18 protein-coding genes are annotated in these 17,188 nt (G+C 31.8%); 7 read left to right on the top strand and 11 right to left on the bottom strand.

Annotated elements, in window-relative coordinates; genetic code table 11:
• Window positions 1-62: 62 nt before the first annotated feature.
• Window positions 63-596, bottom strand: coding sequence for a ribosome hibernation-promoting factor, HPF/YfiA family (raiA, locus tag DW1_RS01685; protein WP_074348904.1), 534 nt, complete (start codon window positions 594-596; stop codon window positions 63-65).
• Window positions 597-1,147: 551 nt separating this feature from the next.
• On the opposite strand from raiA, the gene DW1_RS01680 reads away from it, so the two are divergent.
• A complete protein-coding gene (locus DW1_RS01680) occupies window positions 1,148-2,035 on the top strand; it encodes an FUSC family protein (protein ID WP_074348903.1) in 888 nt (295 codons plus the stop codon).
• Window positions 2,036-2,085: 50 nt separating this feature from the next.
• On the opposite strand, the gene flgN is transcribed toward DW1_RS01680, so the two are convergent.
• The 9 genes from flgN to amrA form a co-directional block, all read right to left on the bottom strand.
• Entirely contained in the window at window positions 2,086-2,556 is a 471-nt protein-coding gene (flgN, locus tag DW1_RS01675) for a flagellar export chaperone FlgN (protein WP_074348902.1), read from the bottom strand.
• Between the two features lie 9 nt (window positions 2,557-2,565).
• Window positions 2,566-2,967, bottom strand: coding sequence for a flagellar export chaperone FliS (gene fliS, locus DW1_RS01670; RefSeq protein WP_074348901.1), 402 nt, complete (start codon window positions 2,965-2,967; stop codon window positions 2,566-2,568).
• 25 nt (window positions 2,968-2,992) lie between these two features.
• On the bottom strand, window positions 2,993-4,678 hold the full coding sequence (gene fliD, locus DW1_RS01665) for a flagellar filament capping protein FliD (RefSeq protein ID WP_074348900.1): 1,686 nt from the start codon (window positions 4,676-4,678) through the stop codon (window positions 2,993-2,995).
• A gap of 13 nt (window positions 4,679-4,691) precedes the next feature.
• Complete coding sequence (locus DW1_RS01660) at window positions 4,692-5,051, bottom strand: flagellar protein FlaG (protein WP_074348899.1); 360 nt, start codon at window positions 5,049-5,051, stop codon at window positions 4,692-4,694.
• Between the two features lie 121 nt (window positions 5,052-5,172).
• Window positions 5,173-6,759 (bottom strand): sensor histidine kinase, encoded by a 1,587-nt coding sequence (locus DW1_RS01655; RefSeq protein WP_074348898.1) that lies wholly within the window; start codon window positions 6,757-6,759, stop codon window positions 5,173-5,175.
• A complete protein-coding gene (locus tag DW1_RS01650) occupies window positions 6,737-7,429 on the bottom strand; it encodes a response regulator transcription factor (RefSeq protein WP_074348897.1) in 693 nt (230 codons plus the stop codon). Before DW1_RS01650 ends, DW1_RS01655 begins: the two co-directional genes overlap by 23 nt.
• A gap of 171 nt (window positions 7,430-7,600) precedes the next feature.
• Complete coding sequence (locus tag DW1_RS01645; protein ID WP_200800450.1) at window positions 7,601-8,200, bottom strand: hypothetical protein; 600 nt, start codon at window positions 8,198-8,200, stop codon at window positions 7,601-7,603.
• Between the two features lie 146 nt (window positions 8,201-8,346).
• Entirely contained in the window at window positions 8,347-9,333 is a 987-nt protein-coding gene (amrS, locus tag DW1_RS01640) for an AmmeMemoRadiSam system radical SAM enzyme (protein ID WP_074348896.1), read from the bottom strand.
• An 8-nt stretch (window positions 9,334-9,341) separates the two neighbouring features.
• A complete protein-coding gene (gene amrA / locus DW1_RS01635; protein ID WP_074348895.1) occupies window positions 9,342-10,748 on the bottom strand; it encodes an AmmeMemoRadiSam system protein A in 1,407 nt (468 codons plus the stop codon).
• A gap of 226 nt (window positions 10,749-10,974) precedes the next feature.
• Here amrA and DW1_RS01630 point away from each other — a divergent pair, with 226 nt between their 5' ends.
• From DW1_RS01630 to DW1_RS01610, 5 genes are all read left to right on the top strand, one after another.
• Window positions 10,975-11,712: a class I SAM-dependent methyltransferase gene (locus tag DW1_RS01630; RefSeq protein WP_074348894.1), complete on the top strand. Its 738-nt coding sequence runs from the start codon at window positions 10,975-10,977 to the stop codon at window positions 11,710-11,712.
• Between the two features lie 15 nt (window positions 11,713-11,727).
• Window positions 11,728-12,756 carry a dienelactone hydrolase family protein gene (locus tag DW1_RS01625; RefSeq protein ID WP_242942418.1) on the top strand — a complete coding sequence of 343 codons (1,029 nt, stop codon included), beginning with the start codon at window positions 11,728-11,730 and terminating at the stop codon, window positions 12,754-12,756.
• Window positions 12,757-12,771: 15 nt separating this feature from the next.
• Window positions 12,772-13,749 carry an alpha/beta hydrolase gene (locus DW1_RS01620; RefSeq protein WP_074348892.1) on the top strand — a complete coding sequence of 326 codons (978 nt, stop codon included), beginning with the start codon at window positions 12,772-12,774 and terminating at the stop codon, window positions 13,747-13,749.
• A 78-nt stretch (window positions 13,750-13,827) separates the two neighbouring features.
• A complete protein-coding gene (locus DW1_RS01615; protein ID WP_074348891.1) occupies window positions 13,828-14,382 on the top strand; it encodes a hypothetical protein in 555 nt (184 codons plus the stop codon).
• 605 nt (window positions 14,383-14,987) lie between these two features.
• Entirely contained in the window at window positions 14,988-16,223 is a 1,236-nt protein-coding gene (locus DW1_RS01610) for an aminopeptidase (protein WP_074348890.1), read from the top strand.
• 208 nt (window positions 16,224-16,431) lie between these two features.
• Here DW1_RS01610 and DW1_RS01605 read toward each other — a convergent pair whose 3' ends face one another.
• Window positions 16,432-16,812: a helix-turn-helix domain-containing protein gene (locus DW1_RS01605; protein WP_074348889.1), complete on the bottom strand. Its 381-nt coding sequence runs from the start codon at window positions 16,810-16,812 to the stop codon at window positions 16,432-16,434.
• A gap of 89 nt (window positions 16,813-16,901) precedes the next feature.
• Between DW1_RS01605 and DW1_RS01600 the strand changes: the two genes are divergently transcribed.
• Window positions 16,902-17,147 (top strand): hypothetical protein, encoded by a 246-nt coding sequence (locus DW1_RS01600; protein ID WP_143474333.1) that lies wholly within the window; start codon window positions 16,902-16,904, stop codon window positions 17,145-17,147.
• The last annotated feature ends 41 nt before the right edge of the window (window positions 17,148-17,188 follow it).

Genomic DNA, 17,188 nt, shown 5'->3' with positions numbered 1-17,188 from the left:
TAAATTCCCTTAGAAAATTCAAAATGCGACAGATAATCTCTGTCGCAAATATATTATATATATTAAAACTCTGGTTCAATCAACCCATAGTTTCCATCTTTCCTTTTATATACAACATTTACTTCGTCTGTTTCAGCATTTCTAAATACGTAAAAAGCATGTCTAAGTAGTTCCATTTGTAGTACTGCTTCCTCAGCATCCATTGGCTTCATAGCAAATCTCTTTGTTCTTACAATACTGGATTCTTTTCCATTTTCTCCGACTGGAAGTGCCTGAACGTTTTCAAATCTAATAGTCTCAAATCCCTTGTTTTTCTTTTGAAGCTTTGTCTTATGTTTTCTTATCTGTCTTTCTAAAATATCAACAACCTTATCTATTGATTGATACATATCCTCTGTAGACTCTTCTGCCCTAATGATAGCACCTGAAAAAGGAATTGTGACTTCAATAATCTGCCTATTCTTCTCAACACTTAATGTAACGTCCACTGGTACATCTTCAAAGAAGTATTTATCTAGCTTGCTCAACTTTTTTTCTGTGACTTCTCTTAATGCATCTGTTACTGCCATATTTTTGCCGCTGATAGTAATTTTCATATACTTCAACTCCTCTCAGTTTAAATGATTGATTATAAAAACTATATTCAGTTATTAAATATAAAATTCTACATAAAATTTAATTATCCTTTTAACTTCTCGAAATTTTTAAAAAATTATGTAGTTTTAAAAGTGTTCGTTTATACTTATATGATACCCATTGTCCAAACTAAAAAACACCTTCTTTTATAATTCGTCATTTCATATAATTATTTAAACAATATCCACAGCAACCCTGTTGTTTATTTGTGGATAAGTGATGTGATTGTCTGTGGATAATGTGTATAAATCTGTGGAAAACTGTATATTTGTACTAATCTTATTGTGGACAACATGTACTCATAAAGTGGAAAACTTATTTTCTACATTTTACTACTATATATCTGAAGGTTTGCAAATAATCAAAAGTTATACTTGTGCTTTTTTGTGTTTACTAATGTTATTCAGGGCTATATATAGTATATAGACATTATGTACATAAAATATTAATATATATATAGGTGAAATTGATAATAGCTTATATAAACACTGTTTTAATAAGGATGATTAGTATGAAAATAGGTATGCGGACAATTAAAACATCCATTGCTGTAACTATAAGTATTAGTTTGGGTTATGCTCTTAATCTAAACTCCCCATTTTTTGCAGGAGTCGCAGCAATAATAGCTATGCAAGGCAACCTAGTAGATTCATATAGAATGGGAAGAGACAGGATCCTAGGAACCATGTTAGGCGCAGCAATTGGACTATTATGTTCTTTTATATCCATTGGTAACCCTATAATTATTGGAATCGGTATAATAGTAGTTATCTATCTGTGTAACAAATTAAACTGGACTAAATCCATATCAATAGCCACCATAGTATTTATTTCCATTATAATGAATGTAGAAAAAGGTCAGGAATTACATTATAGTTTGAATCGTATTCTTGACACTATGGTTGGAATAGTTGTAGCTGTAATAGTTAACTTTGTGATTTCTCCACCACTTACTAAAAATAAAATACATGAAGCATCTTTAAAAATAATAGATGATTTTTCTAAAGCTCTAAGAACTATCATTTTAAAAAAGGAGCCAGATACAGATAAGGAATACTTGACTAATATTGAAAATGAGCTTGAAATTATTAATAAAGAGTATCCTATATTAATAAAGGAAATGAACATTAAGCTCTATAGAAAAGGCTTAGGTGATATAAATCTAGAACATTCCATGGTTTTATTGAAGAAGCTATATAACAATCTTACTATATTAGCTGAAATGGGCTCTAACTTAAATGTAAATATTGAAAACTCTAATATTATAAATAGTAAATACAATATGAATGTGGAAGGAACAGATGAGCTAAGTGATCTTGATATTGTATATAATTATCATCTAAAAAACTCTCTTGAACTACTTTTAGAGCTTAGAAACATATTCAAGCTATCAGTCTAGTACTAGAAAAAAAGAGATTGTGCACTGTTAATTGCACAATCTCTTTTTAGCTAATTTCTTTCATCTATGAACATTGTTCCGTTATATTCTGTAAAGTAACCCTTCGCCATTTTTTTACCTTGTCTTAGGTTTTTCAACATATCTTTTGTTTCTTGGAATTTTTCATTTATTAAATGATTGTTTTCATCATCAAGAGCTTTGATTAACTGGAGCTTGGAATTAGTTTTGCTTAGTTTATCTTGTAAAACTCTTGATTTAGGATACATCTCATTGTTTAGTTGAGCAATACTCTCCATGCCTGTACTGGACTTAAGCTCATTTAATTTCAGGATGTATAGAGAATCTATTTTATCAATTATATTTATTTGCTCTTGTATTGAGTCTATTATGGTGCTTAAATCGTCCATGTTTTCCTGATCAATAACTTCTTTTTGCTTTGATTTTAAATTTAAAATCACATCTAGACTTTCTAGCTTTTTCTCTGTTAATTCTATCATTTCGATAATAATATTTTCTACCATAATCCCCACCTAAAGAGCTCCATATTTAATTTTTCTGGCTTCTTTCATAGCTTCCTTCCAAGTATCTCGGATTTCTTCTATTAGTGGTAAAGCCTCATCTAAACATTTCACATCTTTTTTAATATTTGCATCTATTAATTTTTCTAATATAAAAGTATATATACTTCTAAGATTATTTGATATTTCATAGCTCATATCTAAAGTATTATTTAACTCATGAATAATATCTTGCGCTCTTTTAATAGCACTATTAGCTTGCTCTATTTCTTTTTTTTCTATATAGACCTTTCCTAGGTTGATGAACTTAATAGCTCCATTATAGAGCATTAAAGTTAGCTCCTCTGGAGATGCTGTTGTTATTGAATTTTGACGATATTGCTGGTATTGTTGATACATATTATTATAAGTCATTGCTTTGTAGCCACCTTTCTATTTTTTACATGCCAAGCTGCTGCATCAACCAACTACTCTGACTATTCATTTGTTGTATGAACTTCTCCATAGCAGCAAATTTGCTGTAATACCTATTCTCTTTATTTATTAGCATTGTATTCAAGTCTTTTATTCTTTCATCTATATCTTTAATATCCTTATCCAGCGTGCTCATACTGCTATGTTCAGTAACAAAGTCTATCATTAGCCTTGTATTTATATTTCTATATAAGTTAGAATCTTCTCCTGGACCAGCCTTGCCAAGAATATCACTCATTCCATCTATCATGTTGTTAAATATTCTTGTAATTACTCCACCTGATTCCTTTACAGGAACCGTTCTTCCATCCTCTATGGTAGTTTTCGCTTCACTAAATAATACCTCTAGCACACCATTTACATCTTCTGTTATCATTTTTCTTAGTTTTTCTTCATCTATTTGTAATTTACCACCTATAGCTCCTGGTGAGTACTCTTCAGTTTCTATACCTAATTGATACAGTGAGTTAAGAGGACTATTTTCAAGCTTGTCAACTTTACTGTATAAAGAGCTTCTTATGTTTTGCATAATACTTGAGATTACAGTGTCATTTCTTAGGATTCCACTCTTAGCTTTTTCTTCCCATAGCTCGATTTCTTTTTCTTTCATGGCTTCTTTTTGTTCCGAAGTTAAAGGTCTATAATCCCTATACTTCTTTTCGCTTAAGAGCTTACCCATTTTATCCATTATTTCATTATATTTGTCCACAAAATCTTTAATCTTATTGTATACTGCGTCTACGTCTGTATCTACTCTTATAGTTATTTTGGTATCTGGATCAGCTTGTCTAAGATCAAGACTAATGCCGTTGATGGTGAATTGGTTAGTAGGTTGCTCTATACCTGTAGCACCATTGAAGGATATAAGGGCATTTGTACCAGTAAACTGATCTTTGTCAAACAGATGTTCAGATTCGCTATATGTATATAGAGTAGTATCTCCAGATGTAATATTTAATTTTAAAGCATCTATAAAGTTTCTAGATAGTTCATCTGTTCCTCTGAAAGAAAGTTTCGCATCTGTCCCTGTAGTCTTTGTTTGAATAAAAAATCTACCTATATTAGCATCGTAAGATGCTTGTACTCCCGCCCCTGAATCATTTATTCGCTTTATTATTGTACTCATGGTGTCATTTTTATTTACAGTAATAGTTTTGTCATTAATTTCAAAGCTAAAAGACTCAGGAATCTTTATTTTTTCTCCATCTTCTCCATCTATTTCAGCACCTAAACTTGTTAATATTTTGTCTATATCTTCTCTAATATCCTTACTACTAACTCCCTTAACCCCATCAGCTAATCTATGTACAGTTATCTCATGAGTTCCATTAGCAGCTTGGGATGTAGTACTTGCCTTAACTATATTTTCATTGGAGGACACTGCTTTTTTTACCCATGTTAAGTTATTTAAGGACTTGCCGTCTATACTACCAGTAATTGTCGTCACATTTAATCCAAACTCTTTTCTGGTATTTAATATAAAGTTTGCAAAATCTTTATTGATTGAATTATACAGTTCTTGTCTCCATTGTAATATTTGCTTATCCTGCTGTACCTTGTCTACTCTGGTTCTTTCTGCTTTCATAAGCTCTTTTATCATTGCATCTGTATCTATTCCAGTGGCCAGCCCAGTTAATCTTATACTGCTCATATTTTCACCTCACTTAAATTTTCTTATCTACAATAATACCTGCCATCTCCCATAGCTTAGCAACCATATCAAGTATTTTTTCAGGCGGGATTTCTCTAATTACCTCGTCAGTGTTTGTATCTATTACCTTTACAGATATTAGATTAGTAGCCTCATGTATTGAAAACTCAAGCTTTCTATCATAAGGATTTAGTGCCTTGTTTACGTTTCCTATTGCTGTTTTTATGTCTTCTTCAGAATATTTTTTTGTGGAAACTGCTTCAGTATTCTCTTTTTCTGTATTCTTTTGCAACTCTCTCTGCATGCTATCCCCTGCACTTAGACGCTGTGAGCTAAACTGTATTTCAGTAGTTTTTATACTCTCTACTCTCATGCTCTTTCCCTCCACATCAAGTTTATCTACATTTAATATCGGCAATTTGAGGAAAAACTTTAATATTATACATTCAAAAAATTGAGTTAAGTCATAAAAAGCTAGGAAATTAATAGATTTCCTAGCTTAATTGCATCTTGTTAAAATACACTATTGACTTAAATAAGTCTCCATCAATTTCTATATCTATTCTTCCACCTTGAAGCTCTACTATACTCTTTGCTATGGCTAGACCTAGCCCAGAGCCTTCTGTGTTCCTAGACCTATCACCACGAATAAATCTTTCAAACAATTCCTCTGAATTAAAATCCAGTTCATGATTTGATATGTTTTTCATAGTAACAATAACATTATTATCATTTTCTGATATATCTATATATACTCTTGTATTTGCCATTGAATATTTAAGTATATTGCTAATGAGGTTTTCGAATACCCTCCATGTCTTTTTTCCATCAAGCTCTACATATATAGGTTTTTCTGGAGTATTTACTTTGAAATCCAGAGCTGAACTTTTTATTTTTTCATCAAATTCTCCTAGAGATTGTTTTAGAAGTGATACAATATCTAGCTTTTCTATATCAAGCTCAATTGTTCCACTAGCCATTTTTGATGCTTCAAACAAATCATCAATTAGAGCCTTTAACCTTTGTGCCTTTCTATCTAGAACACCTACATAGTCCTTTGCTTCACCTGGGATGTCTTCCTTTTTTAATAACTCAATATAGTTAATTATTGAAGTCAAAGGTGTTTTTAGGTCATGTGACACATTTGTTATCAGTTCTGCCTTGAGTCTTTCGCTTTTTAGTTGTTCTTCCACAGATTTTCTATAGCCAGAACCCATGTTATTTATGCTATTTGCAAGCCTTGATAAACTACTATTACCATTTTCCTCTATGGTGTGATTAAGGTTTCCAGATGCAATTTCCTCTGCACCTAAAATTATTTTATTGAGATGACTGACGTGTTTGATAACATAACGTGGAACAAATATTAGATATAAAATCATATATAATGCTGATATCAAAAATAATGGGCTACTTTCATAGTATGAAATGAAAAATATTGCAAAGAAAAGTCCAGTAAAAGCTGTTAACCACACTATTATTAAAATACTAACTCCTACAGATTTAACTGCGAAGCTATCTCTTAGCATAATTATTGTAGTATATATGAAACTCTTTCTAAGCTCTTGTATTAGATAGTCGCTAATAGTAATGAACTTATATGCTTCCCATAAGTTGAGAACCAGGTAAAAAATATATATACTTATAAATGTAAGTTTAATAACGTGGTCAATTCCTATGGGCAGATAAAAGAAATGTATTCCCCTAGTAACATCAAGCATAAAAAATAAATACATTAAAAATCCTAAAGCTCTAATATCTATTGGTATCTTTATATATAAATTTAAGGGCTTATCTAAAAGCCCATGTATTTTATATTGTTTTATACCAATAAAGATTAATCCGATACTAATTCCTAAGGCAAATACCAATATTCCTATTTCCTTAAAAACTCTTTCCCTTATGGAATTAAAATATTGAAATTCATAACCCATTTTAATAGAAGCTTCCTTCGGATCCATTGTAAGAAAATCCGAGTGTCCCTTAATGTCAATAACAGTTAGTACACATATTGCTAGCATATATACAGCTATGATCAGTATAAGGAGGCTTATGTTGCTATTTTTCAATTTTGTATCCAATCCCCCACACCACCTTTAAATATTTAGGCTCTTTAGGGTTTATTTCTATTTTTTCTCTTATTCTCCTTATATGGACTGCTACTGTATTGTCAGAATTAAAATATGGCTCCTTCCAAACTCGCTCATATATTTCTTCAATAGAAAACACTCTTCCTCTATTTTCCATGAGAAGCTCAAGTATCTTGTATTCTATAGGAGTAAGCCTAATCTCCTCTCCATCTACAGTTACCATTTTGGTGCTTTTATTTAATATAAGACCATTTACATTTATCTCATCTTCGCCTTGCTTATAATTTCCTAGATTAATATATCTTCTAAGCTGAGACTTTACTCTAGCCACTAGCTCCATAGGGTTAAAGGGTTTAGTAATATAGTCATCTGCACCTACGTTTAATCCCAGTATTTTATCAGTATCCTCAGACTTTGCCGAAAGCATGATTATAGGTATGTTTTTACTTTCTCTTATTTTAAATGTAGCCTTTATCCCATCCATTCTAGGCATCATTATATCCATTAGTATAAGATGTATATCCTCCTCTTCTAATATCATCAGTCCATCTAATCCGTCCTTTGCCTTGAAAACTTTAATTCCTTCGTTTCTTAAATATATCTCTATGGCATCCCTTATTTCATCCTCATCATCTACTACAAGTACATTGTACTCCCACATTTTCATCCCTCACTTCTATTGGAAATCAATTACATTATATCATTTTTTTAAATATTAGCTCTATCTATTTCAATTTTACAGCAGAATATTTAAGAATAGGTCATTTAATTTCTTAAATTTTTCTTACAAATATTAAACCCATTAAATAGAGTTTTGCTATCTAATGGGCTTTTATACATCACTTGTAGATGGGATAAAATTCATACTTAAACTTCCTTCCTTGGAATAGTCAGAAAGCTTACCAGTGTAAATATGCTCAAGCTCCTCCAACCTCATAAAATCATTTGGAGTCACTAATCCTGGTGGTTTATTAAATAGATTAAGTCCACTTTTTTCAAGTACTGTAGCAACAAATTGGGAACAAAAATAGCAATACTCTCTTTCAATAGGAATCTTTATAATAACTCCTAATAGTCCTAAAAAGCTGTATACATACTTATCTTTCTCTTTTTCAAACTCTTTGACCACCTTTCTCATACGATAATAAACCTGCCAATCTACCTCAAGAGAAAAAATTGAACAGGTAGTTTCACTAAAGTAGTCGTATATTTTACTATCTATGCTTTCAATCACAAAACCTCCAAATAAAGGATTATAGTACTTTTTTCTGCCAAAGCTATAAAACCTTCTTAAATCTCTAGTAAATGAAATAGCCACGTGATTATATGGAGATTTAGTATATACTTTTATAATCTTTGTAGGAATAGAGCCTGTATTAGTTAGAAGTATATAGATTTTTCTTTTTATGTTCTTAGGTTTATAAGCTCCCACAATAAACAACTCCTGCTTTATTTTTTATAACATTAAACATTATATTATTTTATCATGATTTTGTTCAAAAGCAACTCTAAAAAAATACACTCTGATGTTATAGACGCCTAACATTTAGAGTGTACTTCAAAAGTTTCCAAGTTGCTTTATAACACAATATTTATTTCATAGTCACATTCTGGACATCTTTCTTCTTCCAAAAATGTCTTGGTATAATACCCACTTCTCTCCACTAAAAGGGTTTTGCATTGAGGACAATAGGTGGAAGCACTTGTATTGGGTATATTCCCTAAATATACATAATTTAAATATTCAGCTGCTATTTCCCTAGCTTTTAGCATTGTTTTTATGTCTGTAGGTGGAGCCTCCATTTTATAGCTTGGAAAATATCTAGTCAGGTGTAATGGAATGTCCTTATTCAATCCTGCTAAATAAGATGCTATCTCTTTGATTTCCTCTTCAGAATCATTTAGCCCATTTACAAGTAATGTAGTTATCTCAACATGACATGCCTTGTACGAGTTCTCAATAGTCTTAAGCACTGCATCTTTTTCTCCCCCACAGGTTTTTCTATAATAATCATTTTGGAAGGATTTTAAATCAATATTCATGGCATCTATATATGGTAAAAGCTTTACTAATGGCCCTTCTTCAATAAAACCATTAGTGACAAGTACTACATTTAGGTCTGGATGCTTTTCTTTAAGCTGCCTCGAGGTATCAAGTACATATTCATACCATATAGATGGCTCATTATAAGTGAAGGCTATACCTATGCTATCACTAGCACTTGAGCATATTGGGATTAGCTCTTCAGGCAATATATATTTGCTATCAGGCTTATACTTGGATATGGAATAATTTTGGCAGAAGTCACAGGAAAAGTTACATCCAAAGCTGCCTACAGACAATATATTGCCGCCTGGTTTGAAATGATAAAGTGGCTTTTTTTCTATAGGGTCTATTGCCATAGAGGTTATTTCCCCATAATTTATAGTTTTTAAGATTTCCTCCTTATTGACTCTAACACCACATAGTCCATGCTTTCCCTCTGGTATATTGCAATTATGGGGACACAGGAAGCACTTTATCTTATCATCATGTTTTTTATAAAATAATGCCTCTCGTAACAAAACACCACCTACACTTCACTGTATCTAATGACTTCAAATTTTTCAATAGTATATTTTTCATTCTTACCTATACCAGCCTTTTGTAATGCAATACTTAGCTGTTCTTCTACAGTATCTACCCCATCTAAATCAGGAAGCAACAATCCAGTTTTACCTCTACTTCTCACTATTACTCCGTATTTCTTAGGGTCTAGCTCTCCCATAGTAGCTTTTTCAGGCTCTGTAAGCACATCTACAGAAAAATCTATTTCTTCTAGCTCCCCTTCTGTCACAGCTATAAATCTAGGATCATATAGTCCTGCTTCTACAGCATTTCTGATTATCTCATTCGCTACATTCTCAGTGGCTGGAAAAACAGTTCCAATACATCCTCTTAATTGTCCTTCTTTTTTCAATGATACGAAAACTCCTCTTTTTTCTGTCAGCATTTCCTCTGTTACATAGGAAGGAATATCCATGTGTTTACCACTAGCTAGGAAATAAGTTAGTGATTCACGAGCAAGCCTTAAATATGGGCTAGATGACTGGATTTTTTGCTTGGCTCTTTTCCTATTTTCGTCAATCAAGATTTCGTAAGTGTTTACATTAGTCTCCTTAGTAAAAAAGTTCATAATAGAATATCCTACTCCAAAAGTATTTTCATAGGATAGGAGATTTCCTTTAAACTCACATCCATTCATGGCTCCTAGCATAATATAATATGAACGAAGGCCACACTCTCCAGCTTTTTCTATAGTAGTTTTATCCATGTTAAATATACCTGAAACATCCCCTTCTTTTAGCAAGGATATTATTTCGCTGTCAAATTTCTCACCATAGGGACTGTAACCATAGGGACCATCTTCTTTAAGCATGTGTGATAAATCTCCACTTGCAACAAATACTGCATTTACATCACTATCTTCTACTGCTTTTTTGACACACATTCCAAACTTATATAGCTGTATTTTTGACAACATACCATAAGTGATGTGGACTAAATTATAATCCTTATATTTTTTATTTATGAAATACAAAGGCACTATAGTACCATGGTCTAGTTCAAGCTCCATATCATAGGTTTTTGCTATATCCTCAGTCATAAGCACTGATATAATATCCTCTTTTCCCGCATATTGGATTATTTTTTTAGTTAAGGACAAGTCTAACTTTATATCAAATTTAACCTGTGGAGCTGCAAATCTCCCTAGGTCTCCTTTAATACTTTCCTCGTAGGATAATGCAATAGCATCATTGAACAAGGGGCCATGTGGTGTGACTATTATTATAGTGTCTGGTGATATTTGCGCAATTTCCCTTGCCACTATATTAAAGGCATCAATAGTCCTTTGTATTTTCTCCTCTTCTCCCTTACCTACCTCATGAATTGCAATAGGTGGATGAGGCAAGGTGTAAAATGCTGATATTTTACCCATAAAATCACTCCATATTTCTCATTATATTAAACTATCCCTAATAACTGTCATATCAATATTATTATCCTGCCATATTAAATTATATCATGTAATTAAGGAACTTGTTCCAATACTTTAAAAGTTCTTTGTACTGTTTCAATCTGTCCATTAACTTTACAAAATAATTTGACTAACTTATTATGGGTATAATACTATTATGATATAACAATTTGTGGGAGTGATTTTAATGGGTTTTTATGAAGAGCTTAGTAGGTATTATGATATTATATTTCCAGCTGCACCATCTACAGTTGAGTTCATAGAAAAATCAGCAAATGATAGAAAATATATCCTTGATATTGCTTGTGGAACAGGAAACTATGCAATTGAGCTAGCTAAAAAGGGGTATATAGTAGATGGAGTAGATCTTGATAGTGAAATGATTAAAGCTGGAAAAAAGAAAGCAAAAGCCGAGAACTTAAATATTAATTTTACCCAAGGAAATATGAAGGATATTAAAGCTTTATTCTCTGATCAAAAATATGACTTAATATATTGTATAGGTAATTCATTAGTTCATTTAGACAGTGAAGATGAGATTGGACAGCTGATTAATGATATATCAGATATAACAAATGATAATGGTACATTGGTCATCCAAATAATTAACTATGATAGAATTCTTGATTTTAATATTGATCACTTACCTACAATTAGTCGAAAAGAAGCTGGAGTAGAGTTTGTAAGAAATTATGTTCATGATAAAGTATCAGGAAAAATACTGTTTAATACTGAAATACATATAACTAATGAAGACAAAACACATAAATATGAGAATTCTGTAGCACTATTTCCACTAAGAAAGGATGCATTAGTTAATATAGTAAAAAACGCTGGATTTAATAAGATTGAAGTTTATGGTGGGTTTGGTAAAGAGGAATATTTTGAGAATTCTTTCGCTACTGTATTAGTGGCAAGAAAGTAGCTCAGAGTTTGGAGTATGGAAGAGGGATGCTTTTATATGATTATTGACTTTTCATATACTAAAAGAAAAATTGATACTGTTTCTGGATACATATTTAAGGGAAGGAATTATAGATGTAATTATGTCAGATTCCAATCTTTATATAGGAATTGTGCTCCTGGAACTGAGAATGTTGAATTATATTTATTCGAGCCTAAAAAAGAAGTTAGAGCTTCTGCTCTCATACTCCATGGATTAGGCAGTAAGAATGTTAAATATATATTATGGCTAGGTCCTCACTTAGCCAACGCTGGTGTAAGTACAAGTGTATTAATATTGCCTGGCAATTATACTAGAGTAGAAAACAAGTCTGTCAGTGGTCGTAGCTACCTTTATCCTGATATGAATATAATGTATCAATTTTGGGAGCACGGAGTTGTAGACACATTGAGTACCATTGACATGCTAGAGCAATCTGGCTCTTGGAAAGAAAACAATATTATTGCTGGCTACTGCTTAGGTGGTATGATATCTACAATAGTTGGTACTATTGATAATAGAATTAATCATCTACTTTTTATGACAACTGGCGGACATATGCCTCGCATATTGCATCAATCACCTGCTACTGTATTTGCTAGAAAAATGTTTGAGAAGGGTTATAATGCAAAATATAGCCTAAATGATAAAAAGTCACTTTATAGCATATATGATGAGCAATTTCCAGAAATAAAAAAAATGTCCTATAGTGATATAATAACTAATGAGGATATTCATCCTTTATTTAAAATTGACCCTATTTCATATGCTCATCTACTTGATATGAAAAAGGTAACATTTATTGATGCATATTTTGATCATACTTTACCTGTACTGTCACGTAAAATACTACATGATGAAATGGCTAATGCCAATACAAAAGTGCTCCCAATAAGTCATGTGAATTGGTTACCATTTGGCTATTTTCTAGCCAAATACATGCTCCATAAGCTTAACTTCAATTCTAAGGAAGCAAAGAAGGCTTTATTAGCTAAGGAGATAATAAAGAATCCATTGGAAAAATAAATTAGGCAGGTTATTATGAATAAACTAATTCAAAAGCTTAGAACCTCTTTCTTTATTGTAAATAAGCTATATCTATTATTAATATTTCTCATTCTGACAATAGAAGACTTGACTCTAGGATTCTATTATTTCCTCATATCTGTTTTTATATATGCTTGGAAAACATTGAATTCAAGAGTGCCTATAAACGTAAACAAGAAACTCGAGCCAAAAACTTATGTATATAAAAAGACTAAGGATAAGGATCTAAAATTAGACATATGGCTCCCTTCAAAAAATAAGGGATTAACTCCCTTAGTATTTTTTTGTCATGGAGGAGGGTGGATTTCTGGATTTAGAAATCAGCCTAATAATGTTTCCTGGTGTAAGTACTTAGCATCTAAAGGCTTTGCTGTAGCTAGCATTGACTATAGATACGGCTATAGAAACACTATGAAGGATATACTGTTAGATTATACAGATGCATTGAATTATGTAAGAAATAATAGCAAAAGACTAGGTGTAAATAAGAATAATATAGTCTTAATGGGTCTATCTGCAGGTGGCCACCTTTCTTTATTATATTCTACTTATCATACTTTTAATAAGAACAAAGAAGCAATGTCTGGGGTTAAAGGAGTAGTAGCTTATTATGCCCCTACTGATTTGAATGACATCTTCATCTCTGAAAGCAAGTCCATATTTGCTAGATTTGCAACAAACCAGACATTAAAAGGCATAGAAGCTCCAAAGGATGATATATATAATTATTATTCTCCTATTAGCTGGGTTAGTGAGGATATGGTTCCATCCTTAATAGTTCATGGAAAATTAGATACTACTGTACCATTCACATCCTCTATAAAGTTTGTTTCAAAGTTAAAACAGCTTAATATTAAGCATGACTTTTTAGTTCACAAGAAAGGCGGACATTCCTTTGATACTAGGCTTAAGGATATGGCTACTGTGAATATATTGGAGAAGACTGTTAGATTTGTTAAGAAAGTTGTATAGCAAAGTTTTCCACTTTTTGATTATATATCTCAGAATTTTTAATGGGTTGTCGATATATATTATAGGAGGTGGAATATTTTGAGAATAGATAAAATTAATTCAATATCTAGTGTAACAACTAAGCAAGAAAATTTGACCAATAAAGATAAACAGATTACAAATGAAAAACCTGCTGCTGTTTTCGAAAAAAGTAATAGGTCTAGCAAAGCTACTTATGAGAAAACATCCCATATATATGATAAAGCTACTATAGATAGATTAAAGGCAGAGAGTAAAAGAACTTATGAGAGCTTAATAAGACTTATTGAAGACTTACTTAATAGACAAGGTAAATCATTGAAACTACTAGACCCTACAGAAGTAGTTGAAGTTGACGAACAAGCTAGATTAGAAGCCCAACAAATGATAGCTGAAGATGGCCCATTAGGAGTAGAAGCTGTTAGTCAAAGAATTGTAGACTTTGCAATAGCTATCTCAGGTGGAGATAAGTCAAAGCTTGATAGCTTAAAGGCTGCTATTGATGAAGGTTTCAAACAAGCTGAAAAAATACTCGGTGGATTGCCTGAGATTTCTAGACAAACTTATGATCTAATCATGGAAAAGTTGGACAACTGGGAAAAGTCCGATAAATAAAGACACTTGTAAATATAATTTTCACTTGTCCTAACTTGGACATACTAAAACAGACAGCTTTTTATTTAAAAGCTGTCTGCATATTTTTAATAGGACCTACAGTAGATACATCAACCATCTAGTTGATTTTGGTGGACTGTCATTTAATAACATCTATCACACTTCCTACATATGTCCAAAATATATTTTTTCTTAATATACTTAAACCTACTTAATTTGCTAATAATCTAATTCTACAACTAACTCAAAACCAATCTAACCTAAACTAAATATGTTACTAACTACAGTAAATCTTAATTTGCATCTCTTACTAGCTTATTTATACTTACTTATACTACATTTAGAGATGGTTAATATAGAGCTACCGCATCCTATTAATTATATTTTACACTATAAATTACGATCTGTAAAGATATTTGTCTGAATATTTCGAAAAATGTTGTAATAGGTCAATTGACAAGTTAAATGCAACCACAGAAAAGGACGAAGTGTCTGTCTCCTTATCTTAGTATCTCCTTCATGCCACCCTTTATTATTCCATTGCACTCTTGACATTTTTAGTCACTAATATAAACTATAAGTATCAATTTAATTCGAGGTGAAATATGGATACATTTAACAAAAAATTAGACGACTATGCAAAACTTTGTGTTAAGGTTGGAATTAACATTCAACCTGGAGAACCACTGGTAATTAATGCTCCTGTTGAAGGAGTAGAGTTTGTAAGACTAGTAGCTAAACATGCCTATGAGGCAGGTGCTAGCGAGGTACATGTCAATTGGAATGACGGAATATTAACTAAACTAAAATATGAAAACGCTCCTATGGAAGTCTTTGAAAACTTTCCGAAGTGGTACGCAGATGGTCTTGAAGATTATGCTAAAAAAGGTGCAGGATTTCTTTCCATATCTGCTCAAGACCCTGAGCTTTTAAAAGATGCAGATCCAAAGAAAATTGCAGCCAATAACAAATCATCTGCCATTGCATTAAAAGAGTGGAGAAAATATACCATGAATGACATTAATTCCTGGTGTGTTGTATCTATCCCAACAAAGGGCTGGGCAAAGAGAGTATTCCCAGATGTTTCAGAGGATGAAGCTGTAGAACTTCTCTGGGATAAAATATTCAGTGCAACTCGAATGGACTTAGATGATCCGGTTGCTGCATGGCAAGAACATTTGGCTACATTAAAACAAAAAATGGAGTTTTTAAACGAAAAGAATTTTAAAGAACTACACTATACTTCAGCTAATGGAACTAATCTAACTGTAAAGCTACCTGAAGGACATATTTGGATCGCTGGTGGCGGGAAAAATTCAAAGGGTACATATTTTGTTGCCAACATGCCTACTGAGGAAGTATTTACTTTGCCTCTAAAAACTGGTGTAGATGGTGTTGTATATAGTACAAAGCCCTTAAACTATGGTGGTAAATTAATAAAAGATATTAAGCTTACATTTAAAGAAGGAAGAGTTGTAGATTTTGAAGCTAAAGTAGGTCAAGAAGTTTTAGCTGATCTATTGGATATAGATGAGGGTGCAAAATACCTTGGCGAAGTAGCCTTGGTTCCATTTGATTCTCCTATATCTAATACTAATACAGTATTTTTAAATACATTGTTTGACGAAAATGCTTCCTGTCATTTTGCTTTTGGAAAAGCTTATCCAACAAACCTCAAAGGTGGAGAAAATTTGACTGAAGCAGAGCTAGAAGCCCACGGGGTAAATAATTCTCTAACCCATGTAGATTTTATGATTGGCTCATCAGATTTATCAATCGTTGGGAAAACACAGGATGGGGAAGAAATACAAATCTTTGAAAATGGAAATTGGGCTTTTTAGCCTTAATTAATGTAACTAAAAGGCAGTTTTCTTGATGGAAATCTAGAAAGCTGCCTTTTACTTGTTTTGTTTTTCATTTTTAGTTCAAAAAGGTTATCCTTCACTCATACTATATTTAAAGACATAGCTACTGCAAATATATTTAGGAAGACTGTTAGTTTTATTAGGAAAATTATGTAGGCAGTAAGTGTATGACAACACCTTATAACTACTCTTCTTTAAATATTTTTAAGCAGTTTGTTATTTTATTTATATTATCCACTGAAAGATCATCCACCTCAACAAACAACTTCTCAAGGGCTTTAGTTTTACTTGAAAAATATAGAGAATGTTCTTCTTTTACTTTGGTATCCGTTTCTCTATAACAGCCTTTGAAAAAATTCCTAATGGAAGTTGCACCAAGAAGATAGTCTACTGAAACATCAAATAGCTTAGAAATTTGAAGAATAATCTTAGGATCATTTGGAAATCTGGTTCCCTTCTCATAATTACTAACTGATTGTCTACTAATACTCAACCTTTCTGCTAATTCGCTTTGAGTTAAGTTGTTTTCTTCTCTAAGGGCTTTGAGTCGTTCAGAAAAGTTCATATTACCACCTCTTAAATATCCTAACACAAAAACAAATTTATAAATTATTATGACTCAAAAAGAAGAAAAATATGTTACAATGTAAATATATGAATACAGAAAATTTAAATAACAAATTCATCATGCTTGACAAATTTATAGAAAACCTAAAAACTATGTTCAAAGAGGATAGTGATCTACTAAATAACATTTCTGAACAAGAGTTAATAAATGCACTAGATGACATTGGAAAAGATCTCGTTTATAACTATCTAATTTTCGGAAAGGAGGTCAGCTTTAAAGTATTTGTTTCTAACCTAGAAATATACTTAAATATTCTTAAAACTAGACTCTAAGAAAATTGACTATATATGATGTAAAGAACGGAATAATAGTC

It is taken from the genome of Proteiniborus sp. DW1, from assembly GCF_900095305.1.
Classification (GTDB): domain Bacteria; phylum Bacillota; class Clostridia; order Tissierellales; family Proteiniboraceae; genus Proteiniborus.
This window is presented reverse-complemented; position numbering and strand designations above follow the sequence as displayed.